We start from the raw sequence: 24,185 nt of genomic DNA on the forward strand, positions 1-24,185 counted from the left end.
CGAGACTACGATGAGAAAAAACGGCCCTCTCGCGCTGATCTTTCATGCGCTCGTGATCCTGTTCGTGTTGGCCCCCCTCGTGATCGTGGTACTGGTCGCCTTCACGCCCGACGAAACCCTGACGTTGCCCACGCACGGTTTCTCGCTGCGCTGGTTCCACGCGATCCTCGACTATCCCGACTTCATCTCGGCGTTCTTCAACAGCCTCAAGCTTGCCTTCGCGTCGGCCACGCTGTCGCTGATCGTCGCGCTGCCGGCTGCACTTGCCATCGGCCGGGCGCGCTTTCCTGGGCGCGGCTTTCTGAACGGTTTGCTGCTGTCGCCGCTGGTGATTCCCGGTCTCGTGCTGGGCATTGCGTTGCTGCGATTTTTCGCGCTGATCGGTGCAACCGGCTCGTTCGCATGGCTCGTGCTGGCCCATATGATCATCATCACGCCGTTTGTGATGCGGCTCGTGCTCGCCTCGGTCAGTGGTCTCGATCGCAGCGTCGAGCATGCAGCCGCGTCGCTCGGTGCGGATGCGTGGACCACGTTTCGCCGCATCACCTTTCCGATGATCCTGCCCGGCATCACAGGTGGATGGCTGCTCGCTTTCATCAACAGCTTCGATGAACTGACGATGTCGATCTTCGTCACCTCGCCGCAAACCGTCACGCTGCCGGTGCGCATGTACATGTATGCGACCGAATCGATCGATCCGATGATGGCCTCCGTGTCTGCGCTGGTGATCTTTATCACGGCCGGCGCGATGCTGCTGCTCGACCGCGTGTATGGGCTCAATCGCATTTTGATCGGGCAGCACTGATGACCTCTTCTGCTTCGCCTACTATGTCCGGCACGCTGCACGTACCTGAATCCTCCGCTGAACACCGCCCGCAATTCGTACGCGTCGCGGAGCTGCGGCGCGCGCCGCTCGCTTTCGTGCTTGATGGCAAGCCGGTCAGTGCCTTGAACGGCGACACTGTGCTGACTGCGATTCTGACGCAGCAGCGCGAGGTCCGTCGCAGCGAATTCAGTGGCGAACCACGTGCCGGCTTTTGCCTGATCGGCGCGTGCCAGGATTGCTGGGTGCGCAGCGAAGATGGTGCACGTCTGCGGGCATGTTCCACTTTGCTCACGGAAGGCATGCGCATTGTTACGCACAGCGCTGCGCCGGTTGGCGCGGTGAATGCCGCGAGTAGCGTTGGTGCTGCTGGGGACGCTGATGCTGCTCGTACTGCCGGTACTGCTGCGGTCGCCGGTAACGCCGGTAACGCGCGAGATGCTGGCAACCCAGCCGCCGACGGAGCCACGCCATGACGCACGAACAACGCGTGGTGATCGTAGGCGCGGGACCAGCCGGCGTACGCGCCGCTGAAACGCTCGTTGCAGCGGGCGTGCGCCCCGTGGTGCTCGATGAAAATGCGCGCTGGGGCGGACAGATCTATCGCCAGCCGCCCGCCAATGTCGCATTCGAACGTACGAAGCAAACCCTCTACGGTTTCGAAGCCCGCAAGGCCGACGCCCTGCATACAGCAATGGCGGCGCTGCTGCCGCATCTGGACTACCGGCCCGACACGCTGGCGTGGTCCTGCGGGCAAGGGCGCCTCGACACATTGCACGCAGGACGCGAAGCCGGCGTGCCGTTCACGCATCTGATTATCGCCAGCGGCGCCACCGACCGCGTGCTACCCATACCCGGCTGGACCCTGCCGGGCGTCTATACGCTCGGCGGCGCACAGGTCGCGCTGAAGTCGCAGGGCTGCGCGATCGGCCAGCGCGTCGTGCTGGCTGGCACCGGTCCCTTGCTGTACCTCGTCGCGTATCAGTACGTGAAAGCCGGTGCGCAGGTCGTGGCCGTGCTCGACACCAGCGCGTTCTCGCAGCAGATCGCCGCTGCGCCGAAACTTGCACGCCAGCCCGTCACATTGGCGAAGGGGCTGTACTACGTGGGCTGGTTGCAGGCGCATGGCGTGCGGATCGAGCGCAACGTGACGCTCGTCGGCATCGGCGGCGGGCACCACGTCAAATCCATCGCCTGGCACGGTGCGGGCAACGGCGCAACTGAAGAGACCCTCGCCTGCGACGCAGTGGGCCTCGGCTTCGGTCTGCGTCCGGAGACCCAACTCGCCGATCTGGCCGGCTGCCGTTTCCGCTTCGATGCGCAGAATCGTTGCTGGCTACCCGAACTCGACGCCGCTGGACGCAGCTCGGTGCCAGGCATCTACCTGGCCGGCGACGGCGCGGGAATCGCCGGCGCCGATGCCGCGGAACTCGCAGGACGCCGCACCGCCCTCGCCGTCCTCGACGATCTGGGTATTGCCCATCCCCGTGGCCCCAACATGCCCGGCGCAGCATCGCTCGAGCGCCGCCTGCAGCGCATCACCGTGTTCCGCCAGGGCCTCGAAGCTGCCTTCGCGCTGCCCGCCGGCATTGCATCCCAATGGCCTGACGAGATGACCGTGTGCCGTTGCGAAGAAGTGAACGCGGGCGCGCTGCGCGGCTGCATCCGCAGCGGTGGAGCAACCGAGATCAACCGCCTGAAAGCGCTGACCCGCGTCGGCATGGGCCGCTGCCAGGGACGCATGTGTGGCGAAGCCGCGCTTGCCCTGCTGAGCGCGGAAACCGGCAAGCCGCTGGAAGCGGTCGGCCGGCTGCGCAGCCAGCCGCCAGTCAAGCCAATTCCGCTCTCTCCCGCGCTGTATGCCGACGACGTCGCCGAGATACCCGAAGAGGCCCGCGATGAATAAGCCTCTGCACTACGACGTCGCGATTGCCGGCGGCGGCCTGGTCGGCGCCTCGGCTGCGCTTGCGCTCGCCAAAAGCGGCCTGCGCGTGGGCCTGTTCGAACGGCGCTTCTGTGGCGCCCAGGCGAGTGGCGTCAATTACGGGGGCGTACGTTGCCAGGGACGGCCGGCCGAACAGATGCCGCTTGCCATGCGGGCACGGCGCGTCTGGGACCGCTTGCCTGAACTGATCGGTATCGATGGCGAGTTTGTAGTCTCCGGCCATTTGCGGCTCGCACGCAGCGAGTCCGATCTCGCCGCGCTCGAAACGTGGGCGCGGATGGCGCGCACGCACGGTCTCGATCCGCAAGTGATCGGCGGCAACGAATTCCGGCGCCGTTACCCGTGGCTGGGCGCCGCGGCCATCGGCGGCTCGCTGTGTGCCAGCGATGGCCACGCGAACCCGCGCCTCGTCTCGCCGGCCTTCGCTCGCGCTGCGCGTGCCGCAGGTGCGGATATCCGTGAGCAGACCGAACTGACCGAAGTCAGCCACGACGGCACGCACTTCCAGTTGCGCGCGGGCGATCAGCATTTCACTGCCGACTGGTTGATCAATTCGGCAGGCGCATGGGCCGACAAGATCGCCGCATCCTTTGGCGAAAGCGTGCCAATGAAGCCGATCTACCCGAACATGTGGGTCACCGAGCCACTGCCGCTCTTCATCACGCACAACCTGGGCGTGTATGGCGGCGGCATCTACGCGCGGCAAGTTGCACGTGGCAACTGCGTGGTCGGCGGCGGCCGTGGACACGGCGACGGCGAATACGGCCAGCCCTCCACCGACACCACCCGCGCCGTCATGCGCGATGCCTGTGCGTTGTTGCCTGCGCTGCGCGACGCGCTGCTGATCCGCACATGGAGCGGCGTGGAAGGCGAGACGCCGGACAGCAACCCGATAATCGGCGCGAGCCGCACCGTGCCGCGACTGCTGCACGCGTTCGGCTTCTCGGGCGGCGGCTTTCTGCTCGCGCCCGGAGTCGGCGAAGTGCTCGCCGATCTGATTACCCGCGGCGCGACCTCTACGCCGCTAGACGCATTTGCAATCGATCGTTTCACCTCCGTCCCTACCCTGCACGCTCTCTAGTCAAACCCAGGAGATCCATCATGAAACTATTCCGGACCATGGCGGCACTCGCCGCTTTATGTGCCTTCGGTGCTGCGACGCCGGCGTGGTCGCAGACCAAAACGATCTACATCGGCATGAACGGCGGCCCGATGGAGAAGGCCTATACGAGCCAGGTTTTCCCCGACTTCGAAAAAGCCAATGACGTGAAGGTGGTCGTGGTGCCGGGCACGTCGTCCGATATCCTCGCCAAGCTGCTCGCCAACAAGGCCAATCCGCAGATTCATGTGGTGTTTCTCGACGATGGCGTGATGGCGCGCGCGGTCAGCATGGGCGTCTGCAAAAAGCTCGACGACGCACCGGTGCTCAAGGAGTTGTACCCGTTCGCGCGCATGAAAGACGATATGGGCGCAGGCGTGCAACTCGGCATGACCGGCATCGCGTACAACAAGAAGCTGTTTGCCGAAAAGGGCTGGGCGCCGCCGACCTCATGGATGGATTTCGCCGATCCGAAGTACAAGGGCAAAGTGGTGTTCCAGTCGGAGTCGAGCAGCACGTTCGGCCTGCATGGCTTCCTCGCGATCAATCGTGTGATGGGCGGCAACGAGCAGAACGTCGAGCCCGCCTTTACGAAGTGGTCCACGACCGTCGGGCCGAACGTCGCGGAGTACATCCCCAACTCGGCCAAGATTTCGGAAATGGTGCAGACAGGTGAGGCCGCTCTGTTCCCGCTCACGCCGACCGGTGTCAGCGATCTGCAGGACAAGGGCATTCCGGTGGCTTACGCGAATCCGAAGGAAGGCGCGGTGCTACTGCTGGTCGACCTGTGCGTGGTGAACAACAACCCGGACCCGGCGCTCGCCCAGAAGCTCGCGCAATTCCTGCTGTCCGCTCCTGCGCAGACCAGGGCGGCCGACGCCGGCAAGCAGATTCCGACCAACCGCCTCGCGAAGATGCCGCCCGCGATGCAGCAAAGCCTCGGCAATGTCGAGGATCTGCTGCACAAGGTGACGGTGGTGGATTGGGATGCGATCAACGCGCACCGCGCGCAGTGGGATACGCGCTGGAACCGGCAGATCGAGCAGTAAGTACCCGCGGTGCGTGGTGCGTTGCAGCGTCGCTGCAGCGCGCCGCGCTTAAGCGGACATCATGACGGAAAGCGACACCGAGAACCAGATCGCGCACACGCCAGCCAAAAACAGACGGCGGGCCACGCGAATCCCGGCGTCGTTACTCTCCGACTCGACCGGGCGGGTTGCCATCCACGGCACCAGACCGAGGCAGGCGAAACCGCCCAGCGCGCACAGGACAACCAGCGCATCGGTGAATCTCCACGGCGCGGGCTCGTGGATCCCCCAGTAGCCGAGATAGACGATACCGATCGAAAACGTCGTCGCCGACGCCGAACTCAGCGCCACCACGGATCCCGTTGGACTCGGCATCATGCCCTCCTGTTGAACGACCGCCGCTGCGTTCGCGGCCTGATCGATTCTACTGCATGGCATGTTTCGTTCTAAGGCGTGCTGTGCGCCGTGCGCCGCAAAACCTCGCCAGCGGCGCCCCGACGCCCGGCTATTGCCCGACTATTCAGCCGTGCGTGCCTGACGAGCCTCGTAGGCCTTCAAATGGCTATAGGCGATGCGCAACAGCGACAGTCCCGAATCGCGCTGTTGCGCCGATCCGCCGCGCTGGATCAGATCGCCGAGAATGTGGTCCGCTTCCGTGCGGGCGTGATTTTCGACATCGCGCAGCATGGAAGCCGTCAACGGCGAAGGAGTGAAGAGTGTCTGGTTGGCACGCGCGTCGAACTTCGGCCCCATCGAGAAGCCGTTGTGCTCCGCCACGGCGCGGCATTCGCCGAGCACGCCTTCAATCACGCGACGGCCATCCGGCGCACTCAGAATATCGGCCACTGCGCCACGGAACAGGCACGTGCTCGCCGCGAGCGTTGCAAGGAACACCCACTTTTCCCACATGCCCAGCAGAATATTGTCGCTCGTCGCGACGTCGAAACCTGCGCCGGACATGACCTCGCCAATTGCGCGCACGCGCTCCGACAGGCCGCCTTCCAGTTCGCCAAAAGAGATTGCCTGAGATTCGTTCAGGTGAACAATCTCGCGCTCGCGGTTGAGTGTCGCTGCGATAAAACATTGACCACCGAGCACACGCGTTGCGCCGAACTTCTGCGTAAGGATATCGATGTGCCGCATGCCGTTGAGCAACGGCATGATCACCGTCGACGAGCCAACGAAAGGTTCGAACGACGCGATCGCATCGTCGAGGTTGTAGGCCTTGCAGCTCAGCACGACCAGATCGAACGGCTCGGCGGTATCGCCTGTCTGCACGGTCTTGACGTCACGCAGCGTGGCGTCGCCGTGCGCGCTCTTGATGACAAGGCCGGCACGCCGCAACTCTTCGGCCCGGCCGGCTCGCACGAGGAATGTCACGTCACGGCCAGCCTGAACCAGACGGCCGCCGAAGTAGCCGCCCACCGCACCTGCACCTACAACTAGAATTCGCATCGCTTTGTCTCTCGGGAGAATGTGTTGCGCCGTTCACGGGCACTGTGCCGCCCGCCGCCTGAAGGCCGCGGGACGCGAACCGGCGCATCTGCGTGAATGTAGCAAAAATTCCCGGTCCGCATCGACGCGGTGTGCATTGGGCAGCTCGCCTCCCTGCGCGCGCGCATTGGTGGCGACGCCGCTCCGCTTTCGCAAGGCTCAGAGAATTTCGAGCGCCAGCGCGATGCCCTGGCCGCCGCCGATGCACAACGTCACGATCCCGCGCTTGAGGCCATCGCGGCGCATCGAGTGGATCAGACGAGTGGTCAGCACGGCGCCCGTTGCGCCGATCGGATGACCGTGTGCGATCGCCCCACCTTCGACATTGACGAGCGCTTCGTCGACGCCGAGCCTGCGCAACACGGCAATCGGCACAGCGGCAAAGGCCTCGTTGATCTCGACCCGCTCGACGTCCTTCAACTGCCAGCCGGCGCGCGCCAGCGCCATCTGTACGGCCGGCACCGGTCCAAGCCCGAACATACCGGGCTCGACCGCCGCCACGCCGTACGCGACGAGCCGCGCAAACGGCTCGATGCCGTGCGACTCAGCAAAGCCGCGCTCCGCAACCACCATCGCTGCCGCACCGCTGTTCAGACCCGGCGCGTTACCGGCGGTAATCGTGCCGTCGGGGCGGAACGCCGGACGCAGCCTGGCCAGCGTTTCCACCGTGGTGTCCGGACGGGGTTGCTCGTCGCGTGAGAATGGCTGCGGTCCCTTGCGTCCTTCGATCTGCACGCTCACTACCTCGGCATCGAACAGGCCGCGCTCCTGCGCCGCCGCGAAACGCTGTTGCGAACGTGCGGCCCAGCGGTCCTGCGCCTCGCGCGTGATGTCCATCAGCGTCACGAGGTCTTCGGTATGCCAGCCGGAATGCTCGCCGGAAAACGCATCCAGCAAACCATCGCGCAGCATGCTGTCGTGCACCTGAGCGTTGCCCATCCGATAGCCCCAGCGGCCTCCGTCGAGCAGGTACGGTGCACGGTCCATGTTTTCCATGCCGCCTGCCACCGCGGCGTCGCCCAGACCCAGCCAGATTTCATTTGCCGCCGATGCGATAGCCTGCGCGCCTGAACCGCAGACACGGTTCACGGTCAACGCCGGTACCGCGACCGGCACACCGCCGCCGATTGCCGCCTGACGCGCCGGGTTCATCCGGTTGCCGGCCTGGATCACATTACCCAGCACCACCGAGCCCAGTCGTTCTGCCGCAAGACCGCTGCGACTCAGCGTCTCGCGCACCGCAACGGCACCGAGATCCGTCGCCGGCACCTCTTTTAGCGTCCCGTTGTAAGCACCAATCGGCGTTCTCACCGGATTGCAGATCACTACATCTCGCTTGCTCATCATCATCTCCCGCTATGAAGTACCGCACGACTACGCCCCGCATGCGCGAGGCAAGCGTGCCTCAATTGGCGGCCACCGCCGCCGGTGCATCCCATCCGCCGCCCAACGACCGGTACAACGCCACCGCCGCCAGCGCATGCTCGCGCTTCGCCTGATTCAATGCTTCGGAGTCCCGTAGATACGCTTCCTGCGCAGCCAGCACGTCGAGGAAGCTGGAAGCGCCGTCCTTATAGAGTTCGGTAGACAGCCGCAGCGCATGACCGGATGCATCGAGTGCACCGCCCAGGCGCTCCACCTGCGTGGAATCGCTGACCAGATCGCTGCGCGTGTCTTCGACTTCCTTGAGCGCCTGCAGCATCGTCTGCTGCAAGCCGAGTTGCGATTCGCGCAGCTTGCTTTGGTGCTCGTCGATATTGGCGGTGATACGGCCCGCGTTGAAAATCGGGCTGGTCGCGTTCAAGGCGGCGCTAAACAGGTTGTCGGTCAGGGTTGGCAAGCCGAGATACGACGACGCCAGCAAACCATCCGCGAGATTCAGATTGAACTGCGGATAACGTTGCGCCTTCGACTGCCCCACTTCCGCTGCGCGTTGTTCGACGCTCGCATAGGCAGTCCGCACATCGGGACGGCGCAACAATGCTTCGGAGGGCAGAACTTGCGGCACGCTTTGCGCCGGCACGGGGATATCGCGCGCCGTGGTCAGCAGCAGGTCATTGACGCTTTCCGGCGTACGTCCCGAGTAAACCGCGATCAGACTCAACTGATGCTGGATCGTCGACTGCACGTGCGGAATTTGCGCCTGCAGGTCCTGCAACTGGTTCTGCGCACGGGCGACGTCGAGCTGCGTCGACAGGCCATAGTGCAGCCGTTCTTGCGTCAGCTTCAACGCCCGGCTTCGAATCTGCTCGTTGTCGTTCAGGATCTGCAACTCCGACTGCGCCCAACGCAGATCGATGTAGGCCGACGCAGTGTTGGCCGCGAGCGCGAGGCGCAGTTCGTCGAGCGCACCCTCACGGCCCGAAACCTGAGCCTCGGCAGCCAGCACCGCGAGCCGCTCGCCGCCGAAGACGTCGGGCGTCCAGCTCGCCGCTACGCCGAAGCCAGCCTGACGTACATAGCCGAGCGGTGGCGGCGCATTCTCCCGTTGGTCCGCGGCCGTCGCCGTAGCGTCGAGTTCGGGCAGCAACGTCGAGCGTTGCTGCGTGGTGACGGCCTGTGCCTGCTTGACGCGCTCTACCGCGGCCTGCACATCCAGATTGCTGTTCAGCACTGACTCGACGAGTTGGTGCATCACCGGGTCGCCGAAATGCGTCCACCAGGTATTTGCGTCCACCGTATCTTGCGGTGCGTCGACGCTCCACGCGGCCGGCGCCACAGCCTGAGCCGAGTGTGGCAGATCCGCGTGCGTCTCGGGCTGTACCGCACAGGCCGCGAGTCCCAGAAGCAGCGCACTCGCCATGCTATATGCTGCGATCGATTTCATATCGCTATCCTGATCAATATCTAATGAGCGTCGGGAGGCGGAACATTCAGGCCGAACGGACGCGAAAACGCCACGCTCACCAAAGCCACCACAAAACAAAGCGCCACCGCAAGATAGGCGTCGGAGAAGGTCAGCACCAGCGCTTCGCGCATCAGAAGCGTGTGCAGCAAGTCCAGTCCCGCATGGCCAGCATTGAGCGTGTCGCCGCCGATCGCGGCGAGCCGCGCAGCCTGCTGTTGCAGTAACCCTTCGACTATCGGACGCCCGGCGGTGACGTGCTCGTCGAGCCGCTCGTAGTGCAGGTTCAGGCGATCGTTGAGCATCGTGCTGCTCACCGCAATGCCGATAGCGCCGCCCAGGTTTCGCATCAGGTTGAACAGCCCGCTTGCCGAGCGCAGCCGCGATTGCGGCAGCGAACCAAGCGCCATCGTGACGATCGGTGGCACGCAAAATTGCTGGCCGATACCGCGCAACGCCTGCGGCAACAGCAATTCCTGCCAGCCCCATTGGTTAGTCAACGGCACATACAGATAGCAGCCCAGACCAAAACACGCGAGTCCGAAGACCATCAGCCAGCGCATGTTGATCACCCGTGCGAGCCGCGAATACGCCACCAGCGCGATCAATTGAAAACACCCCACGGACAGCAGCGCGATACCAATCTGCAGCGAATCGAAACCGCGCACGCGCCCGAGGAACACCGGTGTCAGAAACACCGTGCAAAAGAGGCCAATGCCCGTGATGAACGACAGCAGGCTGCCAATGCCGAAGTTGCGGATCGCCAGCGCACGCAAATCGACGATCGGCTCTTTGGCCGTGAACGCATGCACGAGGAACAGAAACCCGCTGATGGCGGAGACCCACGTACACAGCACGATCACGTCGTCGCCGAACCAGTTCTTGCGCGGCCCTTCTTCGAGCACGTATTCGAGGCAGCCAAGAAAAAGCGACATCAGCAGCATGCCGAGGTAGTCGCCTTTTTTTATCAGCGACAGCTCGACTTTATCGATGTGCACGAACTTCGGCACCAGCACCGTGACTAATACGCCCGGCACGAGGTTCAGGTAGAACAGCCAGTGCCATGACCACTGATCGGTGATCCAGCCGCCGATCACCGGGCCGATAGTCGGCGCAAGCGAAGCGAGCGCGCCGATGGTGGTGGACGCAATCAGCCGCTGTTTGCCGGGGAAAAGCACGAACGCGGTGGTGAACACAGTGGGAATCATCGCGGCGCCGAGTGCGCCTTGCAGGCCGCGAAACAGGATCATCGAGTTGATGTCCCACGCGAGGCCGCACAGCATGCTGGTGATCGTGAAGCCGAGGGAAGAGAACGCAAACAGCCAGCGCGTCGAAAAAACGCGCGTGAGCCAGCCCGACATCGGGATCACCATGATCTCCGCGATCAGGTACGAGGTCTGCACCCACGAGAGCTCGTCCTGGCTGGCGGACAGGCCACCGCCAATATCCCGCAGCGAAGACGCGACGATCTGGATATCCAGCGTGGCCATGAAAAAGCCGAGGCACATCAGCGCGAATGCAAACGCCTTGGCGCGGGTGGGCTGGTCGGCAGGGTTCAAGGGTTGGGTCATGGTCGGCTGGTCTCAGACGGACGTGGACGCGAGCGCAGAGCCGCGCGCGATTCGGCGCTGCGGTCACGAATGCGCCGGCGTGCTGCCGCCGCTGCCGACATGTACCTTCACCGTCGCGGACAAGCCGGGGCGCAGCACGCCCAGCATGTCTGGAGGCACCTCGAGGTGTATCCGCACCGGCACGCGCTGCACGATCTTCGTGAAGTTGCCGGTTGCGTTTTCTGCGGGCAGGACGCTAAAGGTCGCGCCTGTAGCAGGCGCCAGACTGTCGACCACGCCGTGCAGCGACTTGCTGGAAGCGTCGAGCGACACGTCGACCGCATCGCCCACGCGCATCTTCTTCAACTGGTCTTCCTTGAAGTTCGCGTCGACCCACAGACCCGTCGAAGGCACGACCGTCAGCAGCGAAACGCCGGTATTGGCGAGCAACCCCACCTGGGCCGTGCGATTACCAATGTAGCCATCCACCGGCGAGCGGATCGTGGTGTATTCGACGTTCAGCTCCGCGACGCGCTGTGCCGCCTGCGCCGTCGCCACGCGCGCCTGCGCTGCACCGATTTGCGCGTCGAGCACGCTGATCTGGCGCTGCGCGGCCAGCAGCGCCGCGCCGCTGCGATCCACCGCGGCATGCGCCTTGGTGAGATCCGCATCGGCGCGTTCGACGATCTGGTTCGACACGGCTTCGTCCTTGACGAGTTCGCGGTAACGCGTCTCGTCCTGGGCACTACGTGTCAACTCCGCGCCCGATGCTTTCACCTCGGCCGCCTGCTCGGCGATGGTCGCCAGTTGCAGCGACTTCCTGGCCTGCAACTCGGTGACCGCTGCCTGGGCGCTCTGGACGTCGGCGGTAGCTTGCGCGAGACGCGCATCGTAATCGCGCGAATCTAGCCGGATCAGTACCTGATTCACCTGCACGTGCTGATTGTCATGGACCAGCAGATCGGTGACGAAACCGTTCACCTTCGGCGCCATCACCGTGACGTCGCCGCCGACGTAGGCATCGTCCGTGGTCTCGACAAAGCGGCCAATCACAAACCAGTACGACAGCGCCGCGGCCAGAACCACGGCCACGGCAATCACCGCGAGCAGCATCCACGGGGTACGTCGTGCCGGTTTTGCGAGGCCGGCGGCGCTGGGCGGAGCAATAGTCGAAGGTGTAGTGGACATGATGATGGTGTGTGTGTATGCACTAAATATTGGTCAAAGCGAGCGTGAAAACCACGCCACCCCTTACCTGCTAATCAGGCCTTGGTCATATCGAACAGCTCGCGCCGCAGCGATGCCGCGCGTTGAGCGCCGAAACGGCGCTCGAAGTCGTCCTGCGCCGCGTGCCAGCAAACGCGCGCGGCCGCGAGTTTCGCCTCACCGGCCTCGGTCAGGCTAAGCGCCAGTTCCCTGCCCTTCGCTGCCGCGCTGCGACTCTGCAACAGGCCATCGCGCTGCAGCGGCTGGATCGCACGCACCAGCGTGGTCCGTTCCATCACCATCTGATCCGCCAATACCTTCATCGTCATCGACGCCGCGCGACTGATCCGGCTCAGGATCGAGAACTGCGTGATCGTCAAACCAACCTCAGTGAGATGCCGGTCATAAAGCTGCGACACGTAGCGAGCGGCCTGGCGAATCGCGAAACAATCGTCATCGGGGAACACCTGCATCTCGTCGATCCTGATTACAAGTGCATACGCACTTACCAGCATAAAAGATGATCGCCAACCTTACAGCCTTGCAGTGCTAACGTGCGCGTCCGGTGGCCGCTTCACTCAGCGGTCATACCGAACAGTTCAGCCCGCAACGCCTTCGCCCTCGCGTGGCCGAACTTTCCTTCGAACTCGGCTTGCGCGTTGTGCCATGCCGCGGATCCTTGCGCGAAGGTCGCCTTGCCCGCTTCCGACAAGCTGAGCAGATAGGTCCGCCCATCGTGCTCCGATGCTTCGCTAACCACCAAACCATCGCGCTGCAGCGGTTTGAGCGCTCGCACCAGCGTTGTACGGTCCATCACCATCGAATCGGCCATCTCGACCATGGTGGCCGGCGCCCGCCGCGCCAGCTTCGCCAGAATCGTGAACTGCGCAGCCGTCAGCCCCACCTCGCCGAGATGGCGCTCGTAAAGCTGCGTCACATAGCGTGCGGCTTGCCGCAGCGCGAAGCAATTGCACTCGTCGTAAGAGATAGGTCGCGTCATGAGAGCGAGTCTATATGTGCGTACACACAGAGTCAAGAAGCAAGCAAATCGAAAACTTCTTGTAATCTCCCCGAATACGTTATTACAATATCTTACAAATCGATTCACCGGGGTTAGAACGGCTTGGGCACTTGTTTGAGCGCCCGCTTACCGCCGTTTCTATGTATCAAAAAAGACGCGAGGGGCCACCACGTCATGACAACGGTAACCAGCAACACCGCTTCCAGTTCAGCGAGCACCGCACTCCAGGAGGCCGCGCAATCGATCATCAGCGGCTCGACCAACTCGACCACTGACGTGAACGCCCTCGTCACAGCGCTCGTCAATGCGAAAGTGGCCGGCAAAACGGCCATGCTCGCCAGCCAGGCGACGCGCGACAACAATCAGTTGACCGCACTCGGCACATTGAAGTCGGTCCTGTCGCTGATGCAAAGCGCCTTGACGCCGCTCGCAAACGGCACCGCCTTCTCGAGTTTCACGGCCACCGCCAGCGGCAAGGGGCTCACCGCCACTGCCGGCAAAGGCGCTGTGGCTGGAAGCTACACGGTCGACGTCGACAACATTGCCTCCTCGCAGTCCATCACCTCGGGCGCGTTCAGCAGCAAAGAGGCGCTCGGCTCTGGCTCGCTGAAGATATCGTTGGGCGGCAACAGCACCACGATCAATATCGAACCGGGCAAGAGCACGCTTGCCGATATCGCCGCGGCAATCAACTCGGCATCCGGCAATCCGGGCGTGTCGGCCACGGTCGTCAACGGCGTGGACGGTACGCATCTGTTGCTGCACTCCACCTCCACAGGGCTGGCTAACGGCATCAACGTGCAGGTCACCTCTAGCGACGCTGAACTCAACAAGCTAAGCGTCAAAACCAGCACCTCGACCACGACGCCTGCCACCACGGTAGTGGACGATTCGGGCAACTGGAAGCAAAGCGTTGCCGGCCAGGACGCGCATTTCAGTATCTCCGGCATGGCGATCGCGAGTGCGAGCAATACCGTCACCTCGGCGATCGACGGCTTGACGTTGAACCTCTCCGACGATGCCGTAGGCAACCCGCAGACGCTGACGATCGCGCAGGACGTCACCGATCAGAAGACCGCCATTGGCGCGTTCGTCACGGCGTACAACAACTTCGTCACCGCGGCGGCTTCGTTCACGGGTTTCGATGCAACGAAGGCGGCCGGTTCCCAGGGTAGCGTGCTGCTCGGCGACTCGACGCTCAACGCGATACGCAACACGCTCTCCGGCGCGATGAGCGGCGGCGTGAAACAGGGCAGCGGCGCGTCGAATCTCGCAGGGATCGGCATCACGTTTCAGAAAGACGGCACGCTCAAGATCGACGATGCCAGACTGACTAGCGCGTTGAGCAACGACTCGACAGCGGTCTCAGCGCTCTTCAATTCGAAGACTGGTCTGGCTGCGTCGCTGGACACGTCGCTTACGTCGTTCCTGAAGACTGGGGGTTTGCTCGACACACACTCTGCGGCGCTCACTACTGATCTGAAATCGCTGACCACCCAGCAGGACCAGCTCACCGATTACACGGACAAGCTCACCAAGCGGTATGAGGCGCAGTTCACGGCGCTCAATCAGTTAATGGCGCAGACCAGCCACAACGCAGACTATCTGACCGCGTTGTTTGGCGGGAAGAATAGTGATGGGGCGTTGGCGAATAACAAGTAGGTCGCCAACCGCACACCTCACCCGCGCGACAACACAGCCTGCAAAAAAGCCTGCGTTCGCGGTTGCGTCGGCGCCGAGAAAATCTCCGAAGGCGGTCCGGCTTCGACAATCACGCCGCCGTCCATCACTACGACGACGTCGGCGACTTCTCTCGCGAAGCCCATTTCGTGCGTGACGACTACCATCGTCATACCTTCGCTAGCCAGCAGTTTCATCACCTGCAGCACTTCCCCAACCAGTTCCGGGTCAAGCGCCGAGGTGGGCTCATCGAACAGCATCACACGCGGCTGCATGGCGAGAGCGCGCGCAATCGCGACACGTTGCTTCTGGCCACCCGAAAGACTGGCGGGCATCGCATCGGCCTTATGTGCAAGGCCAACCTTCTCAAGCAACGCCAGCGCCGCGGCGTCAGCATCGCCTTTGCTCAAACCACGCAACATGCGCGGCCCCACGGTAATGTTATGCAGTACGGACAGATGCGGAAACAGATTGAACGACTGAAACACCATACCCACTTCAGCACGCAACGCATTGAGCGAGCGCTCCTTGAGCATGACGCCGTGATCCACCAGACGATGTCCGCAAATATCGACGGTGCCCCCCTCGGCCTGCTCGAGCCCATTGCAGCAGCGCAGAAACGTGCTCTTGCCCGAGCCGCTCGGCCCGATCACGACCACCACTTGCTGCGGCTGAATGTCGAAGTCGATGCCGTTCAACACCACATGCGAGCCAAACGATTTGGTCAGTCCGCGAATCTGAACGATAGGTTGCGATGCGTCGTTCATTGCACCATGCCCCCTGCGCGCAGATGGCGTTCGACGCGATGCAGCGCGTAATGCGTCGCCTGGGTCAACACGAGATAGACCAGCGCAATGACGAGATACACCTCGAGCGAACGATACGACACGCTGATGATCTTCTGTCCTTCATGCATGAGATCGTCGATCGTCAGCAGCGAAACCAGCGCCGAGTTCTTGATCAGCGCAATGAACTCGTTGCCGAGCGGCGGGATCATCCGCACCACGGCCTGCGGGAGAATGATGGCGCGCATCGCCTGCCCCGACGACATGCCGATCGAGCGTGCCGCCTCCATTTGCCCGCGGTCCACGGATTGAATCGCCCCGCGTACGATCTCGGACACATACGCAGCCGAATACAGCCCAAGCCCAAGCACGCCGCACACGAACGCAGGCAACAGGATGCCGAACTGCGGCAAGCCGAAGAACAGCAAAAACAGTTGCACGAGCAACGGCGTACCGCGAAAGAACGTCAGATAAGCGGTGCAAAACCCGTACAGCACGCGGCGTTTCGGCGTAAGCCGGCCAATGCCGATAACAAGTCCGAGCACACAACTCAGCGCGAGCGCCGCGGCAGTCACTTCCACCGTAACGAGCGCACCGTGTGCGATGTCGCTCCAGCCTGCGACGACCGGCGAGAAATCGAGTTCCATCTGGATGGCTTAGCCGTTTACTGTGCGTCGGCGCCGAACCATTTGTGGACAATCGCCGTGTAGGTGCCGTCCGCCTTGATCTTCGCAAGCGCGGTGTTCAACGCGGTCTTCAGTTCAGGCTCGTCCTTACGGACCGCAATGCCGTATTGCTCGGTGGTGAGTTGCTGGCTGATCACGCGAAAACCGCCGCGCGTTTTCGCCAGTTGATAAGCAGCGGGCTTGCCGGTGACGGCAGCGTCGACGCGGCCAATGCCGACCAGATCGAACATCTCCTGATTCTTCTCCACCTCGACGCGCTGCACTTGCGGGTAGTTGTCACGCAGGAAGTTGACCGACTTCGTGCCCACCTGCACCGAGATCTTCTTGCCGTTCAGGTCGGTGAGTGCCTTGATGGGCGAATCGGTTTTCACCAGCGCGACGAGACCACCTGCATAGTATGGCTCGGTGAAGTCGACCACTTTGGCGCGCTCGTCCGTGATGTAGATCGCCGAAATCGCAATGTCGAAGCGGTGCGCAATCAGACCCGGAATCAGGCCTTTGAAGTCGATATCGGTCCACTGCACGGTCTTGCCCATCACCTTCGCCAGCGCATTCATGATGTCGATATCGAAGCCAGTACGCGCGCCGTTTTCGGTGAACTCCATCGGCGGGAAGGTGGCATCGGTGGCGACCTGCAGTACGTTGGCGCCTTGCGCGGAGGCGGTCCCGGAGAAACCGGCGAACGTAACGGCGAGCGCGAAACACGCGAGAGACAACAGGCGATGCAGCTTCAAGGCGGCGCTCCTTAAGAGGATCAATGAAAGGCTCGATGCAAGGATCAATGCGACGCTCGATTCACTCAAGCGGAAGCACGCTCACCCCCACTTCAACACGATGCGCCCCGCCACCGAGAATCATCCCGCGCAACAAGGATACATCGCTGTAATCGCGGCCAATGGCCAGCGTCACGTGATCCATATCGGCCAGCACGTCATTGGTAGGATCGAGATCGATCCAGCCGCTGCCGGGGCAATGCACCGACACCCACGCATGCGACGCGTCCGCGCCAATCAGGCGCGGTTGTCCGGGCGGTGGATCGTTGCGCAGATAGCCGCTGACGTAGCGCGCCGGCAGCCCAAGCGAGCGCAAACAGCCGATCATCACCTGCGCAAAATCCTGGCACACGCCGCTCTTGAGTTCGAAGGCGCGCTCGGCCGGCGTATCGAACATCGTCGCCGAAGGCTTGTAGTCGAAGTCCTCATAAATGCGATGCATCAGGTCGATCGCTCCTGCTGCGATCGGCGTGCCGGGCGCGAAGCTCGGCAGCGCATAGGCACGCAATGCGGGCCGCAGCGTGATATTCGGCGAAGCAAAACAGAACTCGACTTCGGGCCGGAATTCGCCGCCCACGCGAAAACGCAGCGCTTCGGCCACCTCGTCCCAAGCCGGCGTGGTGTCCGGATCGAGCTGCGTCCAGCGCGGCGTCAGCTCCACCGTCGTTTCGCTGATCATTTGCAGCCGTTCGTGCGGCGCATCGAGCGTGAAGTACAGCACATCGTTGCCGAATGCGTCGACCCGGCTATGCAGATACGACGGCTGCGGTTCGATCGTTTCTTCGTGCGAGATGACACGCTGCCATTCGCACTCCAGCGGCCGGATGGTCGCCAGATGCTGGGCGGTCTCGACGAACGTCGAATAACGATAAGTGGTGCGATGCGAAACCGACAGGATGGTCTGCGCGGTCTTCATGACGATACCTGCGAAGCGAGCGTGTTGGCGTGGCTGAAATAGCGCGCGCTGATTTCATTGGCCGCCGCGGCGGCAAAAGCGCCGAGTTCGTCGCACACCTGGATCAGTGCGACATAGGCGCCGTTTTCATCGGTTTCGCACAGACTTTCGAGCGATGGCAGCGTGCCGGGCGGCGGCATCAGATCGACAAACGAGCGACTCCGGGCACTGCCCGCCGCAATCGAAATCTCGTCGAGCTTGCCGCACAGGCGCTCGTAGACCCCGTATAAACCACGCGGATTGGTCGGCTCGACCACCAGCAGATCGATCAGCGCCGGAACTTCGAGACGCCCTGGATAGAGCGAGCGATACGTGAGCGTGCTGTCGAAAAGCTGCAGCAGCAGATCGAATCCGGCGGGCGTCGCAAGCTGTCCCTTATCGGCTACCACGCGCAGGATCGACGTCATCGCCGCGACCCGCTCGATATGCCGGCCGGCGAACAACAGACGCCACGCTTCGTCGCGCGTCATGCGGTCGCCTTGCGCGCCGCTGATCGCCGAGAGTTGGGTTGCGAGGTGTTCGAGCGCATCCATCAAGGTGACGCGGTCGTAGCGGTCATAGCGTCCGCTGCCGGCCGACGCGGCGACGCCGTTCGCACCATTGCCGCCCGCCTGCGACACGCTCGCCGGCATCAGCTTCTGAAGCGCGTCGCGGAAATCGTTGCGCGCGGCGAGAATCGTGCGCCAATGATCATTCGACAGGCGGCCACGAATCTCGCCACTCGCCCGCGCCTGCGCAGACAGCACCTGGCCGATGCTGGCCGCGCCGTTGGCCTCGTGCAGATTGGCCACCAGCGTCCGCTCGAAGGCCTGCAGCGAGTCCTCGGCGCGCACGTCGCCGGATTGCACCAGGCCGCAGTACAAGGCCAGTTCGACCAGCGTCTCGAACATCGCGTCCGCGTCGGCGCTTTCGAGCGAGCCGAGAATCAGGCGCAACAGCCGCACGTTGTTTTCAGCGCGCTCGCTATAGCGGCCGGCCCAGAACAGATTCTCCGCGGCACGGCTCGACACCGTACGATGCTTGCGCGCGAGATCGGCGGGCTGCATCGGCGATGGCAACAGCGTGAACGTGGAGATCGGCTGGCTCGATAGCACCCACGTGTCGACGCTGCTGCCGCCGAACTGCATCGAGACAGTAGCCTGCCGTTCCGCCGCGAGGCGCGTGAAGCCGCCAGGCATCACATGCCAGCCGCCGTCGAAATCCGCGATGGCATACACGCGCAGCACCGACGGCCGTCGGCCAAGTGTGCCGTCCTCGAAACGAGGCGTGCACGAATACGGCAACGGAAGCTGGATCGTGAAGTTATCGGGCAGTGCTTCAATACGGCTGCGCCACGCTTCGAGATTCTGTAGACCTTGCTCCAGTCCAGGTGGACTGTCGCGCCGCGCCGCGGGCCAGGTCGGCACGAGAAAGGCTTCATCCAGCCGCCTGAAGGCGTGCTCGCGAGCCGCTTCCTCGCCGCACCACCACGTCGGCACGCCCGGCAGCAGCAGATCTTCGCCCAGCAGCGCCTCGGCGATGCCCGGCAGAAAGCCGTGCAACGCGGGCGATTCGACGAAGCCCGAGCCCGGCACGTTCGAGACGATCACGTTACCTGCCCGCATCACCTGCAACAGGCCAGGCACACCGATGCTCGAATCCGCGCGTAGCTCGACCGGATCGCAAAACGCGTCGTCGAGGCGGCGCAGCACCACGTGCACGCGCTCGAGGCCTGCGAGCGTCTTCAGATACAGCTTGTCGTCGCGCACCGTGAGATCTTTGCCCTCGACGAGCGTCACGCCCAGGTAGCGCGCCAGAAAAACATGTTCGAAATAGGTTTCGCTGAACGGCCCCGGCGTGAGCAGTGCGATATGCGGGGAACTGTCCGCGGCGTCGCCATGCATCACGGCGCGCGCCGACTCCACCAGCGTGGCGATCAGTTGCGAATAGGTCGGCGCGAGCCGGTTCACATGCAGCGAGCGGAACGGCTCGGCAAACTGGCTCGAAACGATCAGCCGGTTTTCCAGCGCGTAGCCGAGGCCCGAAGGCGCCTCGGTACGATGCGACATCACGGTCCAGTTTCCATTGGACGCACGCGCCAGATCGACGGCGACAACGTGCAGATACTGGCCGCCCGGAGGCGTAAAGCCGCGAACGGAACGCAGATAACCCGGATGGCCGAACACCAGCGCCGGTGGCAACTGCCCATTCTGCAGCAGGGTCTGTGGGCCATAAACATCGGCCACCACCGCGTTCAGCAACTGCGCACGCTGCATCACGCCCTGCTCGATTTCGGCCCACTCGGCCTCGCCAATCAGTAACGGTAAGAGATCGAGCGCCCACGGCCGTGGCTCGCCCTTGTCCGCGTAGACGTTGTAGCTGATGTCGTTATCGCGGATCTGCTGCGCGACCGAGGCGGTGTTGTTTTCAAGCCTGGCGATACCGTCTTCGCCTAGCAGATCGAAAAACTGCCGCCACGGTTCGCGCAACGCCCCGGACGAATCGAGCAACTCGTCCCAGTGCCCATCGCGGACCGGCAGCACCCGCAGGAGCGACAGCGCATCCGCGTGAGCCGCGGTTGCCTCAAAGGGAAAAGTCGATTGAAAGGCCAAGGTCGTGTCAGGTTAATTGTTTTCAGATCACCAGTAGCGTAAGTCCAGCGTGAACGGGAATTCCAGGCTGCGTTGCGGCGCTTCGGCCACGAGCGGCCCAGGTGTGTGACCCATCGTGAAGAAGCGCGCGCGCCGCCGGCTTTCGGCCTCGTACGCGTTGACCGGGAAGGTCTGGTAATTGCGCCCACCCGGATGAGCCACATGATACTGGCATCCGCCTATGGATCGCCCAGTCCAATTGTCAACAAGGTCAAAAACCAGCGGTGCGTCGACGCCAATCGTCGGATGCAAGGCCGACGGTTGCGACCACGCGCGATAGCGTACGCCGGCCACGTACTCGCTGACGCGGCCCGTGGGCTGCAGCGGCAACGGCACGCCGTTGACCGTCACGACGTGGCGGTTCTCGTTCAGGCCCAGTACGCGCACTTCGAGCCGCTCCACCGACGAATCGACATAACGCACCGTACCGCCGGGCGCCCCCTCCTCGCCCATCACATGCCACGGTTCGAGCGCACTGCGGATGGACAGCGTCACGCCGCTGGTGGTGGTTTCGCCCACCAGCGGGAAACGGAACTCGAAATGCGGCGCGAACCACGAGCGGTCGAACGCGTAACCAGCCTCGGCCAGGTCCGCGAGCACGTCGTCGAAATCCATCTGAACGAACGTGCCGAGCAGGAAACGGTCGTGCAGTTCCGTACCCCAGCGCGTGAGCCGCGCGGTGTACGGCGTCTTCCAGAAGCGCGCCACCAGTGCGCGCAGCAGCAACTGCTGGACCAGGCTCATGCGCGCATGCGGTGGCATTTCGAAACCGCGCAGCTCGAGCAGACCGAGACGGCCGGTCGGGCCATCGGGCGAATAGAGCTTGTCGACGCAGAACTCGGCGCGGTGCGTGTTGCCGGTGACGTCGATCAGGATATTGCGCAGCGAGCGGTCGATCATCCACGACGGCAGTTGCCCGCCCTCGCGGCCGCCGAGCAGGTCGATCTGCCGCTGCAGTTCCCGGAACGCGATCTCCAGTTCGTAGACCTGGTCGTTGCGCGCCTCGTCGACGCGTGGCGCCTGGCTGGTCGGTCCGATAAACAGGCCCGAGAACAGATACGACAGCGAAGGATGGTTGATCCAGTACGCCACCAGGCTTGCAAGCAGATCCGGCCGGCGCAGGAACGGACTGTCAGCAGGCGTCGCGCCGCCGAGCACGAAGTGATTGCCGCCGCCGGTGCCGGTGTGGCGGCCGTCGGTCATGAACTTCTCGGTGCTCAGATAGGTTTCGTGAGCCGACTGATAGAGGTACTCGGTGTGATCGACCAGTTGATCCCAGCTCGAAGCCGGGTGGATGTTCACTTCGATCACGCCCGGGTCCGGCGTCACCTGCAGCAACTTCAGACGCTGATCGCGCGGCGGCGGATAGCCTTCGATGACGATCTTCATGCCCAGTTCGGCGGCGGTCGCTTCGACGGCGGCCAGCAGATCCAGGTAGTCGTCGAGCTCGGTCAGCGGCGGCATGAAGACGTGCAGCATCTTGTGGCCGCTGCCGAAGGTTTCGGTTTCGACCTTCGGACCGGCTGCGCGGGCCGGGTCGCGCGCTTCGACGCACAGTGCGGTGCGGGTGATCCAGCTTGCCGATTCACCGCGTTCGGGCACGCGGAGGGAGGCGCGTGAGGCGTCTGAAGCGTCGGCGCCAATGCCGGTGCCCGTGCCTGTACCGCCAAGACCACTACCGGCTGTGCCCAATGCCGCCGTGCCGCTAACGCCGCCATAGCCGCCTGCGCCCTGGCCGTCCGCCGCGTTAGCATCTGCGCCAGAAGCACCGCCCGCACGTCCCGCCCCACCCGTGCTGCCTTCATACTGCATGCGCAACTGCGCCGCGCTGCGCAGCGGCGCAGGCGGCGCGAACGGATCGTGCGCGTGCTGGTACGGATAGTCCGTCTCCGAGACCCACGGCAGCGCATCGAGCGGCAGGCGGTAGCCCATCGGCGAATCGCCAGGGATCAGATACATCCGGTCTCCGCGGAAATACCACGGCCCGGTGACCCAACGCGGCCCTTGCAGCGGCAGATCACGTTCGCGCGACAGCGGCAGCACGTAGCCTGTCACCGACGCCAGCCCGCTGTCGTACACGCGCCGCAGGCGCACGCGCTCCATCTCGTCGTCCAGACGCGATTCGAACGGATCGACGTTGACCGGCAGGCGACGCTCGCGCCACAGGTAGTACCACGTGTCCTCGTAACCAGGCTTGATGAACTGCGTATCAAGCGCGAGCTTGCCCGTCAGGTGGGTCAGGAAACGCCTTGCGTCCTCGGCGGTATAGCTGCCCGGCTCGCGCTCGTCGGCGAACAGCGTGTGGTCGTGCCAGCACGGCTCGCCATCTGCACGCCAGTACAGCGACAGCGCCCAGCGCGGCAGTTGCTCGCCCGGATACCACTTGCCCTGACCGATATGCAGGAAGCCATTCGCGCCATACCGCGCGCGCAGCTTGTCCATCAACCCGACCGCGTAGCTGCGCTTGGTCGGCCCCAGCGCGTCTGTGTTCCATTCCGCGGCGTCGCGGTCGCGCACCGCGACGAAGGTCGGCTCGCCACCCATCGTCAGGCGCACGTCCATGGCCTCCAGTTCGCGGTCCACGTGCGCGCCCATCTGCAGCACGTCGGACCACACTTCCTCGGTGTACGGCTTGGTGACGCGCGGGGTTTCCAGCACCCGCTGAATCGACATCGTGTGCTCGAACTCGACTTCCGACTCGTCGACCGCGCCCGAAATCGGCGCGGCGCTGCCCGGTTCCGGCGTACAGGCGACGGGAATGTGTCCCTCGCCCGCCAGCAGACCCGAGGTCGGGTCGAGGCCGATCCAGCCCGCGCCTGGCAAATACACTTCGCACCATGCGTGCAGGTCGGTGAAGTCGATTTCGGTGCCGCTCGGGCCGTCCAGCGACTTGGTATCCGGCGCCAGTTGCAGCAGATAGCCGGACACGAAGCGCGCCGCGAGCCCCAGTTGGCGCAGTGTCTCGACCAGCAGCCAGCCCGAGTCTCGGCACGAGCCGGCAGCCGTGGTGAGGGTCTCTTCGGGCGTCTGCACGCCAGGTTCCATGCGGATCAGGTAACGAATCTCGCGCTGCAACCGCTGGTTGATCTCGACCAGAAAATCCGCCGTGACCTTGGGCGAGCGGTCGATGCTCGCCACGAATTCGGCAAAGCGCGGGGTCGGCTCACGCTTGACCAGATACGGCGCCAGCTCGGCTGCGAGGCCAGGCGCGTACTCGAACGGGAATTTCTCGGCGGACGGCTCGAGGAAAAAGTCGAACGGGTTATAGACGGCCATTTCGGCCACCAGGTCTACCGTGATCTTGAACTCGCGGGTCTTCTCGGGAAACACCAGCCGCGCCTGGTAGTTGGCGAAGGCATCCTGCTGCCAGTTGATGAAATGCTCGGCCGGTTCGACGCGCATCGAATAAGACACGATCGGGGTACGGCAATGGGGCGCCGGACGCAGCCGCACGACTTGCGGCGACAGTCCGACGAGGCGGTCATAACGATAATGTGTGACATGGTTCAGCGCGACACGTATAGACACACCTGACTCCTAGGCGAAGAATGGCAGCCCGCCAAAAAGCAAGCTTCATGCCGTTGGTAGAAAAACTTTCCGGGTTCGGTCCTGATTCGACCCGGGTTTGGCCTGCCGGCCGGAAAACACACCCTGCACGCATCGCA

General features: G+C 63.6%; 19 protein-coding genes and 1 pseudogene. 6 read left to right on the top strand and 14 right to left on the bottom strand.

Going from position 1 to position 24,185, the window contains the following annotated elements:
- Positions 1 to 10: 10 nt before the first annotated feature.
- The 5 genes and pseudogenes from P3T17_RS23240 to P3T17_RS23260 all read left to right on the top strand — a co-directional run bounded on the left by P3T17_RS23240 (position 11) and on the right by P3T17_RS23260 (position 4,916).
- On the top strand, positions 11 to 805 hold the full coding sequence (locus P3T17_RS23240) for an ABC transporter permease (RefSeq protein WP_429409072.1): 795 nt from the start codon (positions 11 to 13) through the stop codon (positions 803 to 805).
- A gap of 23 nt (positions 806 to 828) precedes the next feature.
- A pseudogene (locus P3T17_RS23245) lies at positions 829 to 1,173 on the top strand ((2Fe-2S)-binding protein); the annotation flags it as partial.
- A 122-nt stretch (positions 1,174 to 1,295) separates the two neighbouring features.
- The gene (locus P3T17_RS23250; protein WP_429409073.1) at positions 1,296 to 2,729 is read left to right on the top strand and encodes an FAD-dependent oxidoreductase; all 1,434 of its coding nucleotides are present in this window, start codon (positions 1,296 to 1,298) and stop codon (positions 2,727 to 2,729) included.
- Positions 2,722 to 3,849, top strand: a complete 1,128-nt coding sequence (locus P3T17_RS23255) for an NAD(P)/FAD-dependent oxidoreductase (protein WP_429409074.1) — start codon at positions 2,722 to 2,724, stop codon at positions 3,847 to 3,849. Before P3T17_RS23250 ends, P3T17_RS23255 begins: the two co-directional genes overlap by 8 nt.
- Positions 3,850 to 3,869: 20 nt before the next feature.
- On the top strand, positions 3,870 to 4,916 hold the full coding sequence (locus P3T17_RS23260) for an ABC transporter substrate-binding protein (RefSeq protein ID WP_429409075.1): 1,047 nt from the start codon (positions 3,870 to 3,872) through the stop codon (positions 4,914 to 4,916).
- A gap of 48 nt (positions 4,917 to 4,964) precedes the next feature.
- Here the strand turns inward: P3T17_RS23260 and P3T17_RS23265 are convergent, their stop codons facing one another.
- The 8 genes from P3T17_RS23265 to P3T17_RS23300 form a co-directional block, all read right to left on the bottom strand.
- Positions 4,965 to 5,270, bottom strand: a complete 306-nt coding sequence (locus tag P3T17_RS23265) for a hypothetical protein (RefSeq protein WP_074267726.1) — start codon at positions 5,268 to 5,270, stop codon at positions 4,965 to 4,967.
- A gap of 141 nt (positions 5,271 to 5,411) precedes the next feature.
- Complete coding sequence (panE, locus tag P3T17_RS23270) at positions 5,412 to 6,350, bottom strand: 2-dehydropantoate 2-reductase (RefSeq protein ID WP_074267725.1); 939 nt, start codon at positions 6,348 to 6,350, stop codon at positions 5,412 to 5,414.
- 198 nt (positions 6,351 to 6,548) lie between these two features.
- A complete protein-coding gene (locus P3T17_RS23275; protein WP_429409076.1) occupies positions 6,549 to 7,733 on the bottom strand; it encodes a thiolase family protein in 1,185 nt (394 codons plus the stop codon).
- A gap of 61 nt (positions 7,734 to 7,794) precedes the next feature.
- Positions 7,795 to 9,216 (bottom strand): efflux transporter outer membrane subunit, encoded by a 1,422-nt coding sequence (locus tag P3T17_RS23280; RefSeq protein WP_429409077.1) that lies wholly within the window; start codon positions 9,214 to 9,216, stop codon positions 7,795 to 7,797.
- A 20-nt stretch (positions 9,217 to 9,236) separates the two neighbouring features.
- A complete protein-coding gene (locus P3T17_RS23285; protein ID WP_429409078.1) occupies positions 9,237 to 10,805 on the bottom strand; it encodes a DHA2 family efflux MFS transporter permease subunit in 1,569 nt (522 codons plus the stop codon).
- Between the two features lie 63 nt (positions 10,806 to 10,868).
- Entirely contained in the window at positions 10,869 to 11,972 is a 1,104-nt protein-coding gene (locus P3T17_RS23290) for an HlyD family secretion protein (RefSeq protein WP_174567549.1), read from the bottom strand.
- A gap of 74 nt (positions 11,973 to 12,046) precedes the next feature.
- Positions 12,047 to 12,463 (bottom strand): MarR family winged helix-turn-helix transcriptional regulator, encoded by a 417-nt coding sequence (locus P3T17_RS23295; protein WP_429409079.1) that lies wholly within the window; start codon positions 12,461 to 12,463, stop codon positions 12,047 to 12,049.
- A 101-nt stretch (positions 12,464 to 12,564) separates the two neighbouring features.
- Positions 12,565 to 12,990: a MarR family winged helix-turn-helix transcriptional regulator gene (locus P3T17_RS23300; protein ID WP_074267720.1), complete on the bottom strand. Its 426-nt coding sequence runs from the start codon at positions 12,988 to 12,990 to the stop codon at positions 12,565 to 12,567.
- Between the two features lie 195 nt (positions 12,991 to 13,185).
- Here P3T17_RS23300 and fliD point away from each other — a divergent pair, with 195 nt between their 5' ends.
- Positions 13,186 to 14,673: a flagellar filament capping protein FliD gene (gene fliD, locus P3T17_RS23305; protein ID WP_429409080.1), complete on the top strand. Its 1,488-nt coding sequence runs from the start codon at positions 13,186 to 13,188 to the stop codon at positions 14,671 to 14,673.
- A gap of 17 nt (positions 14,674 to 14,690) precedes the next feature.
- Here the strand turns inward: fliD and P3T17_RS23310 are convergent, their stop codons facing one another.
- The 6 genes from P3T17_RS23310 to P3T17_RS23335 all read right to left on the bottom strand — a co-directional run bounded on the left by P3T17_RS23310 (position 14,691) and on the right by P3T17_RS23335 (position 24,048).
- Complete coding sequence (locus tag P3T17_RS23310) at positions 14,691 to 15,458, bottom strand: amino acid ABC transporter ATP-binding protein (RefSeq protein WP_074267718.1); 768 nt, start codon at positions 15,456 to 15,458, stop codon at positions 14,691 to 14,693.
- The gene (locus tag P3T17_RS23315) at positions 15,455 to 16,123 is read right to left on the bottom strand and encodes an amino acid ABC transporter permease (RefSeq protein ID WP_429409081.1); all 669 of its coding nucleotides are present in this window, start codon (positions 16,121 to 16,123) and stop codon (positions 15,455 to 15,457) included. The genes P3T17_RS23310 and P3T17_RS23315 overlap by 4 nt, the downstream gene beginning before the upstream one ends.
- Before the next feature lie 17 nt (positions 16,124 to 16,140).
- A complete protein-coding gene (locus P3T17_RS23320) occupies positions 16,141 to 16,896 on the bottom strand; it encodes a transporter substrate-binding domain-containing protein (RefSeq protein WP_429409082.1) in 756 nt (251 codons plus the stop codon).
- Between the two features lie 61 nt (positions 16,897 to 16,957).
- Positions 16,958 to 17,851: a transglutaminase family protein gene (locus tag P3T17_RS23325; RefSeq protein WP_429409083.1), complete on the bottom strand. Its 894-nt coding sequence runs from the start codon at positions 17,849 to 17,851 to the stop codon at positions 16,958 to 16,960.
- A complete protein-coding gene (locus P3T17_RS23330) occupies positions 17,848 to 20,481 on the bottom strand; it encodes a circularly permuted type 2 ATP-grasp protein (RefSeq protein WP_429409084.1) in 2,634 nt (877 codons plus the stop codon). The genes P3T17_RS23325 and P3T17_RS23330 overlap by 4 nt, the downstream gene beginning before the upstream one ends.
- A 27-nt stretch (positions 20,482 to 20,508) precedes the next feature.
- A complete protein-coding gene (locus P3T17_RS23335; RefSeq protein ID WP_429409085.1) occupies positions 20,509 to 24,048 on the bottom strand; it encodes a DUF2126 domain-containing protein in 3,540 nt (1,179 codons plus the stop codon).
- Between the last annotated feature and the right edge of the window lie 137 nt (positions 24,049 to 24,185).

The sequence above is a fragment of the Paraburkholderia sp. GAS82 genome (genome assembly GCF_050436285.1).
GTDB classification, from domain to species: domain Bacteria; phylum Pseudomonadota; class Gammaproteobacteria; order Burkholderiales; family Burkholderiaceae; genus Paraburkholderia; species Paraburkholderia phenazinium_B.